General features: G+C 70.9%; 15 protein-coding genes. 4 read left to right on the forward strand and 11 right to left on the reverse strand.

Going from position 1 to position 17,560, the window contains the following annotated elements:
* Window positions 1–72: 72 nt before the first annotated feature.
* Window positions 73–735, forward strand: a complete 663-nt coding sequence (locus LUX31_RS07075) for a hypothetical protein (protein WP_235473915.1) — start codon at window positions 73–75, stop codon at window positions 733–735.
* On the opposite strand, the gene LUX31_RS07080 is transcribed toward LUX31_RS07075, so the two are convergent.
* Together LUX31_RS07080 and LUX31_RS07085 are read right to left on the reverse strand one after the other, a co-directional pair.
* Complete coding sequence (locus LUX31_RS07080; RefSeq protein WP_235473916.1) at window positions 671–1,516, reverse strand: inositol monophosphatase family protein; 846 nt, start codon at window positions 1,514–1,516, stop codon at window positions 671–673. The two genes, LUX31_RS07075 and LUX31_RS07080, sit on opposite strands and share 65 nt — an antisense overlap.
* Window positions 1,517–1,602: 86 nt before the next feature.
* Window positions 1,603–3,429 carry a gamma-glutamyltransferase family protein gene (locus LUX31_RS07085; protein WP_235473917.1) on the reverse strand — a complete coding sequence of 609 codons (1,827 nt, stop codon included), beginning with the start codon at window positions 3,427–3,429 and terminating at the stop codon, window positions 1,603–1,605.
* A 293-nt stretch (window positions 3,430–3,722) separates the two neighbouring features.
* Here LUX31_RS07085 and LUX31_RS07090 point away from each other — a divergent pair, with 293 nt between their 5' ends.
* A complete protein-coding gene (locus LUX31_RS07090; protein ID WP_235473918.1) occupies window positions 3,723–4,385 on the forward strand; it encodes a hypothetical protein in 663 nt (220 codons plus the stop codon).
* A gap of 32 nt (window positions 4,386–4,417) precedes the next feature.
* Here LUX31_RS07090 and LUX31_RS07095 read toward each other — a convergent pair whose 3' ends face one another.
* The 9 genes from LUX31_RS07095 to LUX31_RS07135 all read right to left on the reverse strand — a co-directional run bounded on the left by LUX31_RS07095 (window position 4,418) and on the right by LUX31_RS07135 (window position 16,129).
* On the reverse strand, window positions 4,418–5,944 hold the full coding sequence (locus LUX31_RS07095) for an NCS1 family nucleobase:cation symporter-1 (RefSeq protein ID WP_235473919.1): 1,527 nt from the start codon (window positions 5,942–5,944) through the stop codon (window positions 4,418–4,420).
* Between the two features lie 123 nt (window positions 5,945–6,067).
* Entirely contained in the window at window positions 6,068–7,087 is a 1,020-nt protein-coding gene (locus LUX31_RS07100) for a TIGR03842 family LLM class F420-dependent oxidoreductase (protein ID WP_235473920.1), read from the reverse strand.
* A gap of 16 nt (window positions 7,088–7,103) precedes the next feature.
* A complete protein-coding gene (gene hydA / locus LUX31_RS07105) occupies window positions 7,104–8,507 on the reverse strand; it encodes a dihydropyrimidinase (RefSeq protein WP_235473921.1) in 1,404 nt (467 codons plus the stop codon).
* 102 nt (window positions 8,508–8,609) lie between these two features.
* Window positions 8,610–9,452, reverse strand: coding sequence for a nitrilase-related carbon-nitrogen hydrolase (locus LUX31_RS07110; protein ID WP_235473922.1), 843 nt, complete (start codon window positions 9,450–9,452; stop codon window positions 8,610–8,612).
* 189 nt (window positions 9,453–9,641) lie between these two features.
* Window positions 9,642–11,204, reverse strand: coding sequence for a PucR family transcriptional regulator (locus tag LUX31_RS07115; protein WP_235473923.1), 1,563 nt, complete (start codon window positions 11,202–11,204; stop codon window positions 9,642–9,644).
* 28 nt (window positions 11,205–11,232) lie between these two features.
* The gene (locus LUX31_RS07120) at window positions 11,233–12,519 is read right to left on the reverse strand and encodes an aspartate aminotransferase family protein (protein WP_235473924.1); all 1,287 of its coding nucleotides are present in this window, start codon (window positions 12,517–12,519) and stop codon (window positions 11,233–11,235) included.
* A complete protein-coding gene (locus LUX31_RS07125; RefSeq protein WP_235473925.1) occupies window positions 12,516–13,358 on the reverse strand; it encodes a nitrilase-related carbon-nitrogen hydrolase in 843 nt (280 codons plus the stop codon). The genes LUX31_RS07120 and LUX31_RS07125 overlap by 4 nt, the downstream gene beginning before the upstream one ends.
* 164 nt (window positions 13,359–13,522) lie before the next feature.
* Complete coding sequence (locus LUX31_RS07130; RefSeq protein ID WP_235473926.1) at window positions 13,523–15,706, reverse strand: hypothetical protein; 2,184 nt, start codon at window positions 15,704–15,706, stop codon at window positions 13,523–13,525.
* A 162-nt stretch (window positions 15,707–15,868) separates the two neighbouring features.
* Window positions 15,869–16,129, reverse strand: a complete 261-nt coding sequence (locus tag LUX31_RS07135) for a helix-turn-helix domain-containing protein (protein ID WP_235473927.1) — start codon at window positions 16,127–16,129, stop codon at window positions 15,869–15,871.
* Between the two features lie 32 nt (window positions 16,130–16,161).
* Here LUX31_RS07135 and map point away from each other — a divergent pair, with 32 nt between their 5' ends.
* Together map and LUX31_RS07145 are read left to right on the forward strand one after the other, a co-directional pair.
* The gene (gene map, locus LUX31_RS07140; RefSeq protein ID WP_235473928.1) at window positions 16,162–16,953 is read left to right on the forward strand and encodes a type I methionyl aminopeptidase; all 792 of its coding nucleotides are present in this window, start codon (window positions 16,162–16,164) and stop codon (window positions 16,951–16,953) included.
* An 11-nt stretch (window positions 16,954–16,964) separates the two neighbouring features.
* Window positions 16,965–17,501: a GNAT family N-acetyltransferase gene (locus LUX31_RS07145; protein ID WP_235473929.1), complete on the forward strand. Its 537-nt coding sequence runs from the start codon at window positions 16,965–16,967 to the stop codon at window positions 17,499–17,501.
* Window positions 17,502–17,560 lie beyond the last annotated feature (59 nt).

Raw genomic sequence — 17,560 nt, forward strand, 5'->3', positions numbered from 1 at the left:
TCAGCCGACGGCCTTCTGAGATCAGGATATGCCGGGACACCGACACTGCCCGGCGCGGGTAACCTCGGCCGGATGACGCGCCGTTTCCGCATCCAATCGTCCGGCGAGGACGCCGACGACACCGCCTGGTACTGGTTCGAGGTCGAGGACGACGGCTGGGTGCTGCGGCAGGCGGTGTTCGAGGCGGGGCTGGCGATCCCGCGCTCCTGCGAGCCCCTGCAGAACGCCGACGGCACCACCTCGGGCGGTGCCTCGATGGCCGCCGCCCAGGCCCAACTGGCGCTGGTGCGCGAGCGGTTCGGGCGCCTGGGCGTCCAGCTCTACCAGACCGTGTACGGGGCGTTCACGGAGGGCGCCGTGGAGGTGCCGCCGGAGGCGGTGGACGTGACCGATTCGGAGTTCGAGCGGGCCTGGGCCACGGCCCTACGGCATCGGCATCTCAGCCACTACACCACCGGCCCGCTGCCGGAGGGCTCCCTGCTCACGGGCATGGTGTGCGCGCTGCCGTGGGGGCCGGGCCGGACGGGTCTGTTCGTCGACGTCAACCTGCCGGTCGACGCCTTCGTGGACATCGCCTGGCTGCCCTTCGACCCCGGCGACTGGCCGGTGGTCGGCACCGTGGCCGAGTTCGAGGTCGTCACCCTGCGGTTCAGCTCGGCCCGCCCGCAGATCAGGCTCCGCCCGACAGTAGTTCCACCACCCGGCCAGCCGTGGCCGCGTCCCGCGCCGCGGTGAACGGCAGGACGTTGCCGCCGGTTATGCGGAACGGTTCGCCCGCACGGGTGAGATGGGCGCCGCCCGCCTCCTCGACGAGGAGGATGCCCGCGGCGTGGTCCCAGGCGGCCTCCCAGGAGAACGCCGTGGCGTCCAACTCGCCCCGGGCTATGGCCAGATACTCCAGGCCCGCGGAGCCGCAGGGGCGCGACTGCACGCCGTCCGTCCACAGGCCCAGCAGCGCGCGCTTCTGCGCGTCCGTCGTGTAGTCCGGGTGGGAGGTGGCCACCCGGAGGTCACGGCCGGGCTCGGGCGAGCCCGCGTACAGGCGCGTGCCGTCGAGGAAGGCGCCCTGTCCACGGATCGCGGTGGCGAGCTGGTCGCGGGCCGGGGCGAACGTCCACGACGCGCGGACGATGCCATGGTGGGCGAGCGCGACCAGCGTGCAGAAGCCGGGGTCGCCGTGGACGAACTGCCGGGTGCCGTCCACGGGGTCGACGATCCAGACCGGCACGTCGCGCTGTATCGCCTCGTACGAGTCGGGGTCGGCGTGCACCGCCTCCTCGCCGACCACGACGGAGCCGGGCAGCAGCTTGGGCAGCACCTCGGTGAGATACAGCTCGGCCTTGCGGTCGGCGTCCGTCACCAGGTCGTGCGGGCCGCTCTTCTGGTCGATCTCATGGGCGGCGAGTTGACGGAAGCGCGGCATTATCTCGGTGGCCGCCGCCTGGCGGACCGCTTCCTCGACGTCGGACGCGTGCCGTGCGAGAAACTCTTCGATGGTTTCGGTGTCTCCGATCATGTCTCCATGAGAGCATGCGCCACTGACAATCCCCGCCCGGCCGGTGGACATGGGGTGGAATCGCCCTGAACACCCGGATCCGGACATCAGCGTCCCACGGCGTACCCCTGCATCCCCCGGGGATTGGCCGCCGCCGACAGGACACCCGTCTCCGGGTCCCGGGCGACCGCGCACAGCCGGCCCTCGGACCAGTCGCCGCCGACCGTCACGTCGTGCCCCCGCCGACGGAGCTCCTCGACCACCCCGCCCGGCATCCGGGCCTCCACGGTGACGCTCCCGGGGCGCGTCCCGCGCGGGTAGAAGGAACTCGGGAAGCTGTCGTTGTGCCAGTTCGGGGCGTCGATCGCACCCTGGAGGTCCAGGCTGCCGCGCACCCTGGGGCGCAGGGCGACCGCGAGGAAGAAGTGCAGCTGCCACTGGTCCTGCTGGTCCCCGCCGGGCGTACCGAACGCCAGCACGGGCACCCCGTCGCGCAGCGCGACCGAGGGCGTGAGGGTGGTCCGGGGCCGGCGGCCCGGAGCGAGAGAGCCCGGCAGGCCCTCCTCCAGCCAGGTCATCTGGAGCCGGGTGCCGAGCGGGAAGCCCAGCTCGGGCACGACGGGGTTGGACTGGAGCCAGCCGCCACTGGGCGTGGCCGCGACCATGTTGCCCCAGCGGTCGACGACGTCGAGATGGCAGGTGTCGCCCCGGGTACGGCCGTCGGCGGCGACATGGGGTTCGCCAAGGAGCGCACTGCCCCCGACCGTCGGCTCCCCGGCCCCCAGAGCGCTGAACCCGGGCTCGTCCGTGGCCACCACGCGCGCGCGTGCGCACAGCTGCGGGCTGCGACCGCCGGGGCTGCCGGGCCGCAGCTCGTACGAGGCCTTGCCGCCGACAAGGGCCCGCCGGGCGACGTTGTAGTGGTCGGACAGCAGCTCGCCGAGCGGTACGTCGGCTCCGCCGGACGCGTCCCCGTACCAGGCCTCCCGGTCCGCCATGGCGAGCTTGCAGCCCTCGATCAGCAGGTGGACGTAGTCGGCGGACCCGTACTCGGGCAGCTCGGGCGGGAGGAGCGCGAGCTGCTGGAGGAAGGCCGGCCCCTGGCTCCAGGGGCCGGCCTTGCAGAGGGTCCAGCCCTGCCAGTCGTACGTCGCCGGGGCCTCGTAAGTCGCGGACCAGGAGGCGAGGTCGGCGGCGGTCAGGGTGCCGGTGTGACGCTCGCCGCTGGTGTCCATGGTGGGCCGCGCGGACTGCCGTACGAGCGCCTCGGCGATGAAGCCGGTGCGCCACACCTCCCGTGCCGCCTCGATCTGGGCGATGCGGTCCCCCGCCCCGGCGACCTCGGCGAGCAGGCGCTTCCAGGTGGCGGCCAGGGCGGGATTGCGGAACAGTTCGCCGGGCCGGGGCGGCTGTCCGCCGGGCAGGTACACGTCCGCGGATGAGGTCCACTCCGTCTCGAACAGTTCCCGTACGGCCTCGACGGTCGCGCCGATGTTCTCCACGGGCGCGTGCCCGTCCTCGGCGTACCCGATGGCGTACTTGAGGACGTCGGCGAGCGGCTTGGTGCCGTGGTCGCGGAGCAGGAGCATCCAGGCGTCGAAGGCACCGGGCACGGCGGCGGCGAGGGGCCCGGTGCCGGGTACGAGGTCGAGTCCGAGCCCCCTGTAGTGCGCGACCGTAGCCCCGGCGGGCGCGACGCCCTGCCCGCACAGCACCCGCACCTCGCCGCCGGCCGGGGCGATGATGATCGGCACCTCACCGCCGGGCCCGTTGAGGTGCGGTTCGACGACATGCAGGACGAAGCCCGCGGCGACGGCGGCGTCGTACGCGTTGCCGCCGTCCTCCAGGACCGCCATCGCCGACTGCGAGGCCAGCCAGTGCGTGGAGGACACCATCCCGAAGGTGCCCTGGAGCGTGGGTCGGGTGGTGAACACGGGCGGCTCCTTCACTACGGGACGCGATCCGGTGATCGTACGTACGCCCCGGACGCAGGGCACCAGTCACCTATGAGGCATTCGCCATGATTGATCGCATTGACAGTGAATTGGGCCCTGTCGACGTCGATTTGCGCATTCTGACGGACAGTCCGGGCGGCCGATCATGAAGGACAGTCATCGCACAGCCACGGAGCGAGTTCTTACTTCCGCCCCACAGGCAGTCATGTGACACTGGCGTCCCGTCCGGAGTGCGGACCCCCCTCCGCACCGTCCCCCACGAGAAGTGCGCCTTGAGCCTTCCTCTGCCGCTCGCGCTCGTCACACGCCTGGCGCCGGTCGCCGTGCTCGCCACCGCCGGCTGGGCGTTGTCCTCGGGTCCGCTCGCCGCGTCGCCGACCGCCGACGAACCCGAGGCGGCCGCCAAGGGCGCGTCCTCGTCGCCCACCGCGCCCTCGACCTCGGCGGCCTCGAAGACGTTCACCGCCGCGCCCGCGCCCTGCTCGGCCATCCCGCCGGGCACCATCAAGTCCCTTGTCCCGGGCGCCAAGGCGGCCGGCAAGGAGATCCCGTCGACGGACACGGAGGTGCGCCGCACCTGCTCCTGGAACGCGCTCAAGGGGTACGACTACCGCTGGCTCGACGTGTCGTTCGAGCTGTCCGACACGGATGCGGCGGCGGAGAAGACGTACAAGGAGCGGATGACGGAGAAGAGCGGCGGCGGGGTCGTGCCGGGTCTCGGTGACGCCGCCTACTCCGTCGTGAACCTCACCACCGAGGACAAGCAGCAGACCCGCGAGGGCGTGGTGCTGGTCCGCGCGTCGAACGCGCTGGTGGTGATCACGTACAACGGCAGCGACTTCGAGTCGAAGAAGGCGCCCAGCACGGATGTGATCAACAAGGGCGCCATCAAGGCCGCCCGGGACGCGGTGGCAGCGCTGGAGGGCGGCCAGTAGAACCGGCCGCCCTCGCAGGTCACTTCACAGGGTCAGACCTCCGTCTTGCCCTTCCCGGTCGCCACCATCAGCACCAGGTAGAGCACCATCGACGTGCCCAGACCCACGGCCCAGCCGTAGTTCGCCAGTGAGGACAGCGCCGGGATGGGCCGCCCGTCGATCAGCGGGGCGAAGTTGGCGCCGCCGATCGCCAGCACACCGCCGACCAGGAACGCGACGACCGCGCGCCAGTTCCAGCCGTTCTCGTACCAGTAGCGTCCGCCCGCCTTGTACAGGTCGGCGAGGTCGAGCTTGCCGCGGCGCAGGATCCAGTAGTCGGCGATGAGGATGCCGGCGACCGTGCCGAGCAGACCGCCGACCAGGCCGAGCCAGGTGAAGATGTAGCCCTGCGGGTCGGAGTACAGCTTCCAGGGGAAGATCAGCACGCCGAGGACGCAGGTGGCGAGCGCGCCGGCCCGGAAACTTATCTTGCGGGGCGCGATGTTGGAGAAGTCGAAGGCCGGGGAGACCAGGTTGGCCGCGACGTTCACGGACAGGGTCGCCACCAGCACGGTGACCAGGGCGAACAGCAGACCGAAGACGTTGTCGGTCTTGGCGGCGAGCTGTACCGGGTCCCAGATGGCCTCGCCGTACACGGCCTGCGAGCCCGAGGTGACCATGACGGACAGGAACGCGAAGAGCGTCATCGTGGTCGGCAGACCGAGCGCCTGCCCCCACGTCTGGGCCTTCTGGCTCTTCCCGTATCGAGTGAAGTCCGGGATGTTCAGCGACAGCGTGGACCAGAAGCCGATCATGCCCATGAGGGCGGGCGCGAAGATCTTCCAGAAGTCCGCGCCGTAGCCCAGCTTGGAGGGCTGGTCGAGCAGCGGGCCGAAGCCGCCGGCCTTGTCGGCCATCCACCACAGCATCACGCCGGCGCCGACGAGGACGAAGGGCGCGGCCCAGTTCTCGAAGCGGCGGATCGTCTCCATGCCCCGGTAGATGATCGCGACCTGGATCGCCCAGAAGATGGCGAAGGACAGCCACATCGTCCAGGCGTAGCCGCCGATCTTCCCGGCGTCGCTCCAGCCGTTGCCGATGAGCTTGCCGGCGAGGAAGTAGATCGCCTCGCCGCCGATCCAGGTCTGGATGCCGAACCAGCCGCAGGCCACCAACGCCCGTACGACAGCGGGGAGGTTGGCGCCCCGGATACCGAAGGAGGCGCGGGCGAAGACGGGGAAGGGGATGCCGTACTTGGGCCCGGCGTGCCCGGTGAGCAGCATCGGGATCAGCACGATCACGTTCGCCAGGGCGATCGTGAGCACGGCCTGCTTCCAGTCCATGCCCACGGCGATCAGACCCGAAGCGAGGGTCCAGGAGGCCGTGTTGTGGGCCATGCCCACCCAGAGAGCCGAGAAGTTGTACGTGGTCCAGGTGCGCTTCTCGATCGGAACCGGCAGCAGGTCCTCGTTGGCGTACGGCCCGCTGGGCGCGGGCGCGTCGGGGGAGATCTCCACCCGGCCGTCGGGGAGGGTGAGTTGGGCGGACGGCGGTATGGCCGTGGGAGCGGTGTCGGTCATGGGCAGGCCAATCAAACGAGGGGCGGATCCGGAAAGGCCGTGCGGGCTCCGGCCCCCTCCCTCGGGACGGCGAGGGAGGGGAGAACTGGAGTGGGGGGATGGGGAGTTGTGCGGTTGCGCGGGTCAGCTGTTGACGGCGGGGATGACCGTCGTGCCGTACGCGTCGATGACCTTCTCCTGGGCGTCGTGCATGTCGTAGAGGGCGAACTGGTCGACGCCCAGCTCACGCAGCTTGTTGAGCTTCTCGATGTGCATCTCGGGGGTGCCGATGACGCAGAACCGGTCGACGATCTCGTCGGGCACGAACTGGGTGTCGGGGTTGTCGGCGCGGCCGTGATGGGAGTAGTCGTACCCCTCACGGGCCTTGATGTAATCGGTGAGTTCCTCGGGTACGGCGGCGGAGTGCTCGCCGTACTTCGACACCAGGTCGGCGACGTGGTTGCCGACCATCCCGCCGAACCAGCGGCACTGCTCGCGGGCGTGGGCGAGTGCCTCGGGCGAGTCGTCCTGGGTGATGTACGCGGGGGCGGCGACGCAGATCTTCACCTCGGACGGGTCACGTCCGGCGGCGACGGCGGCGTCCTTGACCGTCTTCACCATGTACTCGGTGAGGTAGAGGTCGGCGAGCTGGAGGATGAACCCGTCGGCCTCCTCGCCGGTCATCTTGAGCGCCTTGGGGCCGTACGCGGCCATCCAGACGGGGAGTTCGGCGCCCGGCTTCACCCACGGGAACTTGACCACCGTACCGCCGAGGTCGGCCTCGTCGCCGCGGCCGAGCGAGCGGATGACCTTCATCGCGCCGCTGATCCGCGCGAGGGTGTTGGGCGTACGCCCGGCGACGCGCATCGCGGAGTCGCCGCGGCCGATGCCGCAGACCGTGCGGTTGCCGAACATGTCGTTGAGGGTCGCGAAGGTGGAGGCGGTGACCTCCCAGGTGCGGGTGCCCGGGTTGGTGACCATCGGGCCGACCGTCAACTTCTCGGTGCTGGAAAGGATCTGACTGTAGATCACGAACGGTTCCTGCCACAGCACGGCGGAGTCGAAGGTCCAGCCGTACGTGAAACCGTTGCCCTCGGCGCGCTGCATCAGCTCGATGACGCGCGAGGCGGGCGGGTCGGTCTGGAGGACGAGTCCGAAGTCCATCTGCTCCACTCCTAGTTCAGGTCAGGTACTGACAGGTGGAGCGGGGGGTGTAGACGCCGTGACCCGCGCGTCCGGTGAACTCCCGCTCGGTGATGACGAGTTCGCCCCGCGAGAGGACGGTCTCGACGCGGCCGGTGATCCGCTTGCCCTCGTACGCCGAGTAGTCGACGTTCATGTGGTGGGTCTCGGCGGAGACGGTCTGCTCGGCCGCCGGGTCGTAGATGACGACGTCGGCGTCGGCGCCCGGGGCGATGGTGCCCTTCTTCGGGTAGAGGCCGAACATCCGGGCCGGGGTGGCGCAGGCGATCTCGATCCAGCGGCGACGGCTGATGTGCCCGTCGACCACGGCCTGGTGGAGGAGGTCCATGCGGTTCTCGACGCCCGGGAGCCCGTTGGGGATCTTCGAGAAGTCGCCGCGCCCCAGCTCCTTCTGGCCCTCGAAGCAGAACGGGCAGTGGTCCGTGGAGACGACCTGGAGGTCGTTGGTCCTGAGCCCCCGCCACAGCGCGGCCTGGTGGTCCTTGGGCCGAAGGGGCGTCGAGCACACGTACTTCGCGCCCTCGAAGTCCGGCTCGGCCAGGTTGTCCGTCGACAGGAACAGGTACTGCGGGCAGGTCTCGCCGAAGACGTTGAGCCCTTCGTCGCGCGCCCTTGCCAGCTCGGCGACTGCCTCCTGCGCCGAGACGTGGACGACGTACAGGGGTGCGCCGGCGACCTGCGCGAGCTTGATCGCGCGGTGCGTGGCCTCCGCTTCGAGGAGGGCCTTGCGGACCTCGCCGTGGAAGCGGGGGTCGGTCTCGCCACGGGCCAGCGCCTGCTCGACCAGCACATCGATCGCGATGCCGTTCTCGGCGTGCATCATGATCAGGCCGCCGTTCTCGGCGGAGCGCTGCATGGCGCGCAGGATCTGGCCGTCGTCGCTGTAGAAGACGCCCGGGTAGGCCATGAACTGCTTGAAGGAGGTGACGCCCTCCTCGACCAGCAGGTCCATCTCCTTGAGCGTGTCCTGGTTCACGTCGGAGACGATCATGTGGAAGGCGTAGTCGATGGCGCAGTTGCCGTCGGCCTTGGCGTTCCAGGTGTCGAGTCCGTCGCGCAGCGACTGGCCGACGCTCTGTACGGCGAAGTCGATGATCGTGGTCGTACCGCCCCAGGCGGCGGCCCGGGTGCCGGTCTCGAAGGTGTCCGAGGCGGCCGTACCGCCGAACGGCAGTTCCATGTGGGTGTGCGCGTCGACGCCGCCGGGGATGACGTATTTGCCGGTGGCGTCTATGGTCCGCTCGGCGCTCCACGCCTCGGCGGTGGCGCTTCCGCTGGTGGCGAGGGCGGCGATTCGGCCGTCCTCGATCAGGACATCGGCGTGGATCTCGTCCGACGCGGTGATGACTAGTCCACCGCGGATGAGAGTACGGCCGGCCATGGTTCACGCTCCGTTCGGTTGTCTCGAAGGTGCCGGTTGTGTGTGGCTGGTCGCGCAGTTCCCCGCGCCCCTTAGGGGGGCGCGGGAACCGGCGTCTACTTGTTACGGCGCGGTCAGGGGGCCATACGCGTCCGGGCGGCGGTCGCGGTAGAACTGCCAGCGGTCGCGGACCTCGCGCAGCTTGTTGAGGTCCAGGTCGCGGACGACGAGTTCGGTCTCCTTGTCGCTCGCCACCTCGCCGACGAACTGTGCCTCCGGGTCCACGAAGTACGAGGTCCCGTAGAAGTCGTTGTCGCCGAGTTCCTCGACGCCGACCCGGTTGATCGCGCCGACGAAGTACTCGTTGGCGACGGCCGCCGCCGGCTGCTCCAGCTGCCACAGGTAGGCGGACAGGCCGCGCGAGGTGGCCGACGGGTTGAAGACGATCTCGGCGCCTTCGAGGCCGAGCGCACGCCAGCCCTCCGGGAAGTGCCGGTCGTAGCAGATGTAGACGCCGATCTTCCCGACGGCCGTCTCGAAGATCGGCCAACCCGCGTTCCCCGGGCGGAAGTAGAACTTCTCCCAGAACCCGGCGACCTGCGGGATGTGGTGCTTGCGGTACTTGCCGAGGTACGAGCCGTCCGCGTCGATCACGGCGGCCGTGTTGTAGAGGACGCCGGGCTGCTCCTCCTCGTACATCGGCAGGACGAGGACGATGCCCAGTTCCTTGGCCAGCGCCTGGAAGCGCTTGACGATCGGGCCGTTCGGGATCTGCTCGGCGTACTCGTAGAACGCCTTGTCCTGGACCTGGCAGAAGTACGGTCCGTAGAACAGCTCCTGGAAACACATGACTTGAGCACCCTGCGCCGCGGCGTCGCGGACCGCCTGCTCGTGGACCTGGATCATCGACTCCTTGTCGCCCGTCCAGGCAGTCTGGAAGATGGCGGCGCGAATCACCCTGCTCATCGGGACCTCCGGTCACTCGGTGTACGCCGAGCCTAGGAAGCCTGGAGATCGGGTTTGAGTTGCACGGTGTCACGCCTGCGGGCGTTCGTCGTTCCACGGTGTCACCCTGACTTGGGCCCATGTTTCACCACTGTTTTCCCAGGTCCTCTGATGTTTCGGAGCGGTAAGACGGAGCAGTGCGGGGTACGGTCATCGGCCTTGCTGAGCGTCGTGCGCGAGGAGCGCGATATGCACGGAGGCGGCCTGCTCGAAGTCGTCGAGATCGAGCCCGAGCCGCGCCTCTATCGCTTCCAGCCGTCGGTAGAGCGCGGGCCGCGAGACATGGTGGAGTTGCGCGGTACGTGATTTGTTGCGCCCGGTGGCGAGATAGGTCCGCAGCACGGGCAGCAGCTCGGACTCGCCCTCGGCCCCGCACAGCAGCCCGTCCAGCTCGCGCTCGGCGAACGCCTGCACGTGTGGATCGTCGCGCAACAGCCGGACAAGCCCGCGAAGGCGTACGTCCCTCAGGTGCACCAGGACCGGCAGATCCTGCCCCGCCGGGGTGTCCGCGACGGCCGCGGCGACGTGCAGCGCCTCGCGCAGTCCGGTGGGTACGTCGTCCCAGGAGCCGAGCGCCTCGGCGGCGGCCACGACGGTCCGGGCCCCGGCGGTCTCCGTACGCAGCCGGAGCGCGAAGTGCGCGGCGAGCGCCTTGGCGTCCTGGTCCCGGGCGAGGCTCAGCAGGACGGCGGTGGCGTCGTCGGCCAGCTCGGCGACCAGCCCCGGCAGCCCCAACAGGCGTAGGACGCGGTCGAGTTCGGCGGGGTCGCCGCCCCGCACGACGAGCGGTACGAAGGTCCGCCGGTTGACGGGCAGTCCGGCGGCCCGTGCGCGCGGGAGCAGTTGCCTGGCCGGTACGACTCCGCTCACCAGGTCCGTGAGCAGGCTCTGCGCGGACTGCTCCTCCCAGGTGTGCACGGAACCCCCGAGCATGCGGTGCAGGACGAGGGCCTCGGCGGCCCGGTCGGCGAGCAGCCGCCCGGTGGCGACGTCGCCGCGATATCCGCAGAGCACGATCCGCCCCCACCGCTCACCGCGCCCGCCCAGCTCGGCCCGGATCCATCCGTCGCCCTCACTGCCGCCCGCCTGCCGGGAGATTCGCTCCCAGTCCCGCAGCACGTCGTCGACGGCCGACCGCTCCCCCGAGGTGGCGAGGACGCGATGGGCGAGGTTGGTGACGACGACGGGACAGCCACTGTGCGAGGCGACCTCGTCGAGCAGCAACTGCATGGGGGCGCCGGAGGTGATGAGCCCGGTGAGAGCGGTCCGCACGGCTTCCGACAGGCTCACGGCGGCGAACTTCCGCCGTACCAGCCGGGATTGGACCTCCTCCGTCAACTCCGCGAAGGGGAACGGCCGATGGAGCACCACCATCGGCAGCCCGCACCGCTCGGCCGCGCGCCGCATGACGTCCGGCGGCGCCGGAAAGGCCCGGCCGAGTCCGAGAACGACGGCTGCGGCTTCCGCCCGGTGCAGCGACCGGATGTACTCGGCCTGGGCCACTTCGTCCCCCGCGAGCAGCACCCCGGTCGTGAGGATCATCTCGCCGCCGCTGAGCATCACGCCGACATCGGCGGCCTCGGCGACATGCACCCAGCGCACGGCGCGGTCCAGATGCCCGGCCCCGGCCACCACCTCGGGCTCGCCCGCGAGCACCCGTTCCAGGCCGAGGACCTGACGGACCGACAGGGCGGGTTCCAAGGTGGTGGTCATGAGCATGGCCGTCTTCCTTGCTGTGGTGTTACTGGACGCAGCTCCTCAGAGCGCGTTCGAGGATCGCGGCGCCCTCCTCGGCCTCCGCGACGGTGAGCGACAGCGGCGGTGCGATGCGCAGCGCGCTCGTGTTGTGGCCGCCGCCCTTGCCGAGGAGCAGCCCCTCCTCCCGGGCTGCTTCGAGCACGGCGGCCGCGGTCTCCGGGTCGGCGGTGTCGGTACCGGGCTTCACCAGCTCGACGCCGATCATCAACCCGCGCCCACGGACCTCCCGTACGCCCGGCAGCTGTGCGGCGACGCCCCGCAGCCGTTCGATGAGGAGGCCGCCGACGCGCCGGGCGTTGCCCTGGAGGTCGTGTTCCAGGAGGTACGTGAGGTTGGCGAGGCCGGCCGCCATGGTGATCTGGGTGCCGCCGAAGGTCGAGATGGAGTTGGAGTCGAGGCAGTTCATGATCTCGGCGCGGGCCACGACCCCGCCGATGGACATGCCGTTGCCGATGCCCTTGGCGAAGGTGACGATGTCCGGCGGACCGTTCTCCGCGTGCGCCTGCCAGCCCCAGAAGTGCTCGCCGGTGCGGCCCCAGCCGGTCTGCACCTCGTCGGCGATCCAGAGGATGCCGCGCGCCGCCAGCACCTCGCGGAAGGCCGCGTACAGCCCGTCGGGCGGCGAGGTGAAGCCGCCGACGCCCTGGATCGGCTCGGCGATCAGCGCGGCGGGCGGACGGACGTGCCCGAGCAGGTCCTCCAGGTCGGCGACGCAGGCGGCGATGAACTCGTCGTCGCTCAGATCGGCGTACGGACCGCGCGTGCGGACCCCGCCGTGGACGTACAGGGTCTGCAGCGGGGACAGGGAGGTCGGGGACCAGCCCTTGTTGCCCGTGATGCCGACCGTGCTGAACGAACGCCCGTGGTAGCTGTTGCGCATCGCCAGGATCTGGTTGCTGCGCCGGTAGGAGGTGGCGAGGAGGAGGGCCGTGTCGTTGGCCTCCGTGCCGGAGGTGGTGAAGAAGACGCGGGCGTCCGGGATGCCGGACAACTGGGCGATCCGCTCGGCCAGTTCGACCATCGGGCGGTTCAGGTAGAGCGTGGACGAGTGGATGATCCGCCCGGCCTGTTCGCTCACCGCCTTGGTGATCTCGGGCAGCGCGTGCGCGGTCATCGTGGTGAGGATGCCGCCGAAGAAGTCGAGGTACTGCTTCCCGTTCGCGTCCCACACGTACCGGCCCTCGCCGTGTGTGATCTCGAGCGGGTCCTCGTAGTAGAGGGCGAGCCAGTCCGGCAGGACCGCCTTGTGTCGCCCGTACAGATCGCTCACGGCTGCACCAGCCCTTCGTACGCGTCCGGCCGCCGGTCCCGGTAGAAGGCCCACTGCTGCCGGACTTCCTCGATGAGATCGAAATCCAGGTCCCGCACGACGAGTTCCTCGTCCTTGTCGCTGGCGACCTCGCCGACGAACTGGCCGCGCGGGTTCACGAAGTACGAGGTCCCGTAGAAGTCGTTGTCCCCGTACTCCTCCTGCCCCACCCGGTTGATGGCGGCGACGAAGTACTCGTTGGCGACGGCCGCGGCCGGCTGCTCCAGCTGCCAGAGGTAGGCGGAGAGGCCGCGCGAGGTGGCGGACGGGTTGTAGACGAGTTGCGCGCCGTTGAGGCCCAGCTGCCGCCAGCCCTCCGGGAAGTGCCTGTCGTAACAGATGTAGACGCCGATCTTCCCGACGGCCGTCTCGAAGATCGGCCAGCCGAGGTTGCCGGGCTTGAAGTAGTACTTCTCCCAGAAGCCCTTGACCTGCGGGATGTGGTGCTTGCGGTACTTCCCGAGGTAGGTGCCGTCGGCGTCGATCACGGCCGCGGTGTTGAAGTAGAACCCGGACTGCTCGACCTCGAACACGGGCACGACGATGACCATGCCGGTCTCGCGCGCCAGCTCCTGCATACGAACCACCGTCGGCCCGTCGGGCACGGGCTCGGCCCAGCGGTAGTGGTCGGGCTCCTGGACCTGGCAGAAGTAGGGGGCGTTGAAGACTTCCTGGAACCCGATTACCTTGGCGCCCTGCCGGGCGGCCTCACGGGCGTGCTCCACATGTTTGGCGACCATGGACTCGGTGTCGCCGGTCCAGGTGGCCTGAACCAGAGCGGCACGTACGACGTTGGCCATGACCTGCTCCTTCCGGCTGGACGTCAGAGAGCCTCTACGCCCGTAGACAGAGGTCGTAGGGGCTTGAAAGTAAGCCTCCGGAACAGCCTTGCCAAGACCATCGCCGTTAACCCGCGGAGTCGATCACGTTTCACACCCCGGTGGGCGAGTCGTGTACACCCGGATCAGGCACTGTGGCCTGCCACCCGGAGTGCGTGCACCAGATCCCAGTAGCAGTCCTCGGACGCGCCCCGGGCTGCCTCCAGGAGCAGCGGTACGAGGTGCTGCGGGTCGGGGCCGACACTGCGGGCGGCCTCCTCAGGGGTGCGGACGCGGACGTACGCGTCGAGCAGCGCGCGCGCCTCGCGCTGTCTGCCCTCCTCGACGAGCCCGAGCACGGCCTCGCCGACCTCGTGGGCCGGTCGCACGATGCCCTGCCGCAGGATCTGCTGGCCGTCGTTCCCGCGCCCGGCCGCGACGAGCGCGTCGGCGGCGGCGACCAGCCGGCCGGCCGGCAGGGACGCGGCCTCCCAGAGCAGGGTCGCCCAGTCGGCGCCGAGCCCGGCGCGGTGCAGCTCTGCGGCGAGCAGGGGGAAACGGGCGGCGGGCCAGTAGGCGGCCTCGACGAGCAGCGCGTGCGCCTCCCCGCTGCGGCCCTCGCTCCGCAGTCGTACGAGGCTGCGGACGGCGTCGATGGTGTCGTGCCGGGCGTCGTCGTCCAGCGCCTCCCGCTTGGGAGCGGCGGGCTGCGCGGCAACGGCGGACCCGGCGAAGCGTGCCCCGCGCGGGGTACGGCGGGTCGGGGCGGCGGGCGTGGGCATGACCGGCATGGAGGTGGGGTCGACGGTGGGCGTGGCACCGGTGTCCGCGTCGTCCATCATCCCGGCGAACCGGGCGCTGCCCCGGGTACGGCGCTTGGAACGCTGCTTGGAGGCGCGGCCGGGTTCCGGCACGGGCACGGGGTCGGGTTCGGGTTCGGGGGTGACGGCTGGGGCCGGGGGGTCGTACCAGTCGGCGGGGAGCTGTGGTGTCGTGCGCTCGACCGCGGGTTCGGGGGTGTCGGGGGCGTCGGCCTGGCGGGGGTCGTCGCGGTCGTCCGCGCCGCCGGAGCGGCGGCTGTGACCGCGCCAGGGGCGCAGGTCGTCGGAACCCGGCTCGCCAGGGCCACGGTCGTCTCCGTGACGGGCGGGACCGGAGCCGTCCGGGGCCTGCGGCTGGGAGCCGCGCCCGTTCTCGTACCCGGCGGCCTGCCGGTCGTCCGCACCCTGCCGGCGGGGGCCACGCTCGTCGTCGTGCCAGCCAGCCGTGCCGTCGACCGCGCCCTGTCGACGGGCGCCGTCCTCGCCGTCGTGCCAGCCAGCCATATCCTCGGCCGCGCCCTGTCGACGGGCGCCGCGCTCCTCCTCGTACCCGACGGCCGTGGCGTCGACCGAGCGCTGTCCGCGGACGCCGCCCTCGCCGTCGTGCCAGCCAGCCATATCCTCGGCCGCGCCCTGTCGACGGGCGCCGCGCCCGTCCTCGTACCCGACAACCGTGCCGTCGACCGAGCGCTGTCCGCGGACGCCGCCCTCGCCGTCGTACCAGCCAGCCATATCCTCGGCCGCGCCCTGTCGACGGGCGCCGCGCCCGTCCTCGTACCCGACAACCGTGCCGTCGACCGAGCGCTGTCCGCGGACGCCGTCCTCGTCGTCGTGCCAGGCGGCCGGGTCGCCGGGCGGGCGGTGCTCGTCGGTGTCGAGGTCGGTGCGCTGTCTGGGCAGGTTGAGTGCGTCGGCCGGGTGCTGGACGTTCTGGACGCGGGCGGCGAACAGGCCCGCCTCGTCGTCGGGGTCGCGGCGGGGAATGGTCGCGCCGCTCACCGCCCGGCGGGCCAACTGGTCCAGGCGGGACCGGAGTTCGGCGCAGCGCGCGGTGGCGCGTTCGTGGTCGTCGTGGGCCCAGGCGAGGTCGAGGCGGAAGCCCTCGGCCTCCTCGTGGGTACCGGCGGAGTTGAGCAACCGGCCCAGTTCGGCGAGCCGTTCGGCGGCGTACTTCTGTTCGCGGAGCATCACGTCGAGCCGGTCGCCGAGGGTGTCGCGGGCGCCGGGCCGGGTGTCGAACGCGGTGAGCGAGGCCTGGTGCAGGGCACGTGCCCGCTCGGCCTCGGGGGTGACGGCACCGGTTCCGTATTCGGTGGCGAGATCCTGGAGCAGCGCCTCTACGACGTCCCAGGGCGGCACTTCGTGCCCCTCCAGACAGGCGCGCATACCGTCGGGGTCGCGCTGCCAGAACACGCCGCACCAGCCCGCGCCCTGGTCGAGGCGGGCCAGCAGGCCGTTCAGATACCGCGCGAACTCCCGCACCTGCCCCGGGAGTTGTTCCACCGCCATGATGTCCACCCCATGCCCGAACGGAGTACTCCGCCCCGTAGAAAACACCAGTCGTGTTACGGAAGGGCTACGGGGGGTTTTCGGACCGGACGCAGAGTACCGCGCACCCAGCGGAACGTGATGAGAACCACGATCACAATGGCCGGAACCGCGCCACGGGGCTCACGCCGCGACCGGGGCGAGTGGCGCGCACTGCCCGACGAGTTCGTCCATGGACAGTCCGAGGACCCGCGCGAGGGCCGCGACCGTGAAGAACGCCGGCGTCGGCGCCCGCCCGGTCTCGATCTTGCGGAGGGTCTCGGCGGAGAGTCCGGCGCGGGCCGCGATCTCCGCCATGCTGCGGCAACCACGCGCCTCACGCAGCAGCCGGCCGAGCCGCTCGCCGCGTTCACGCTCTTCGGGGGTGAGAGGAGTGCGTACCATGCCGCCATTCTAATACCGGTATAGTAATTGGCATGGTGGAACTCAAGACAGACACAACGATCGATGCCATGTACGAGACGGGCCAGGTGGTCGGCAGAGGCCTGACAGCCGTCCGAGCCGCCGCTGACGTGGGCGTTTCCCTTCGGGAGCTGGACGAGGTGGCACACGAGGTGCTGCGCGCGGCGGGAGCGACCTCCCCCTTCCTCGGCTACCACCCCTCCTTCGCGCCGACGCCGTTCCCGGCGGTGATCTGCCTCTCGGTGAACGACGCGATCGTGCACGGCATCCCGGACGACTACCGGCTGCGCGACGGCGACCTCGTCTCCGCCGACTTCGGCGCCGAGCTGGGCGGCTGGGCGGGCGACTCGGCGATCAGCTTCGTCGTGGGCGAGCCGCGCCCGGCCGACGTACGGCTCATCGAGACCGCCGAGCGGGCCCTCGCGGCGGGCATCGCGGCGGCGGTCGTCGGCAACCGCATCGGCGACATCGCGCACGCGATCGGCGAGGTGTGCCGTACGGCGGGGTACGGCATCCCGGACGGCTTCGGCGGCCACGGCATCGGCCGCCGGATGCACGAGGACCCGCCGGTCCCGAACGAGGGCCGCCCCGGCCGGGGCATGCGGCTGCGCCACGGGCTGGTCCTGGCGATCGAGCCCCTACTGATCGGCAGCGGCAAGGACGGCTACCACGACGCCCCGGACGGCTGGACCCTGCGCACGAACGACGGCTCCCGCGCGGCCCACACCGAACACACGGTGGCGATCACGGAGTCGGGGCCCCGGATCCTCACAGCACGCCAGGAGGCGCACACGAGCCGGGCGTAACGTACGGCTCCATGCGCATCAGGAACGGGACTTCGGCGGACGCGGAGAGCATCGCGGCCCTGCACACGGCCAGTTGGCGCAGCGCGTACACCGCGCTCATGCCCGCCGCGTACCTGGCCGGCCCGCTGGCGGCGGAGCACCTCGCCAAGTGGCAGGCCCGCACGGCCGACCTGTCACCGGACCGATGCCTCCTGCCGGCCGAACAGGACGGCGAACTCCGGGGCTTCATCCACGTGGACACGGCCCCGGACGGCCGCGTCCACCTGGACAACCTGCACGCCCGCCCGGACCACGTCGGCACCGGCATCGGCCGCACCCTTCTGCGCGAAGGCTTCGCCTGGGCGGCCCGCCACCACCCCGGCCAGGACATCTACCTGGAGGTCCTGGCCGGCAACACCCACGCGATCGCCTTCTACGAACGAGCGGGCGGCCTGCGCACGGCCGAACGCCCACTGCGGATGGCCGCGGGCTTCACGGTGCAGGAGATCGAGTACACGTGGCCGACGGCGGAGGTCCGCGGGTACAGCGACGGGCCGCCGGCCTCGTAGCCACGCACGCGGGTGGATCGTCCCCGCGACAACCGCCCGCTGCTACGAGGGCGAGCCAC

Origin of the sequence: Streptomyces sp. GQFP, from assembly GCF_021545335.1 — a bacterium.
In the GTDB taxonomy this organism is placed as follows: Bacteria; Actinomycetota; Actinomycetes; order Streptomycetales; family Streptomycetaceae; genus Streptomyces.

Coding starts and splice junctions, on each gene's coding strand:
- map (WP_235473928.1), top strand. CDS start 16,162: ATGGTGGAACTCAAGACAGACACAACGATCGATGCCATGTACGAGACG.
- LUX31_RS07080 (WP_235473916.1), bottom strand. CDS start 1,516: ATGATCGGAGACACCGAAACCATCGAAGAGTTTCTCGCACGGCACGCG.
- LUX31_RS07110 (WP_235473922.1), bottom strand. CDS start 9,452: ATGAGCAGGGTGATTCGCGCCGCCATCTTCCAGACTGCCTGGACGGGC.
- LUX31_RS07075 (WP_235473915.1), top strand. CDS start 73: ATGACGCGCCGTTTCCGCATCCAATCGTCCGGCGAGGACGCCGACGAC.
- LUX31_RS07100 (WP_235473920.1), bottom strand. CDS start 7,087: ATGGACTTCGGACTCGTCCTCCAGACCGACCCGCCCGCCTCGCGCGTC.
- LUX31_RS07130 (WP_235473926.1), bottom strand. CDS start 15,706: ATGGCGGTGGAACAACTCCCGGGGCAGGTGCGGGAGTTCGCGCGGTAT.
- LUX31_RS07135 (WP_235473927.1), bottom strand. CDS start 16,129: ATGGTACGCACTCCTCTCACCCCCGAAGAGCGTGAACGCGGCGAGCGG.
- LUX31_RS07095 (WP_235473919.1), bottom strand. CDS start 5,944: ATGACCGACACCGCTCCCACGGCCATACCGCCGTCCGCCCAACTCACC.
- LUX31_RS07125 (WP_235473925.1), bottom strand. CDS start 13,358: ATGGCCAACGTCGTACGTGCCGCTCTGGTTCAGGCCACCTGGACCGGC.
- LUX31_RS07145 (WP_235473929.1), top strand. CDS start 16,965: ATGCGCATCAGGAACGGGACTTCGGCGGACGCGGAGAGCATCGCGGCC.
- LUX31_RS07115 (WP_235473923.1), bottom strand. CDS start 11,204: ATGACCACCACCTTGGAACCCGCCCTGTCGGTCCGTCAGGTCCTCGGC.
- hydA (WP_235473921.1), bottom strand. CDS start 8,507: ATGGCCGGCCGTACTCTCATCCGCGGTGGACTAGTCATCACCGCGTCG.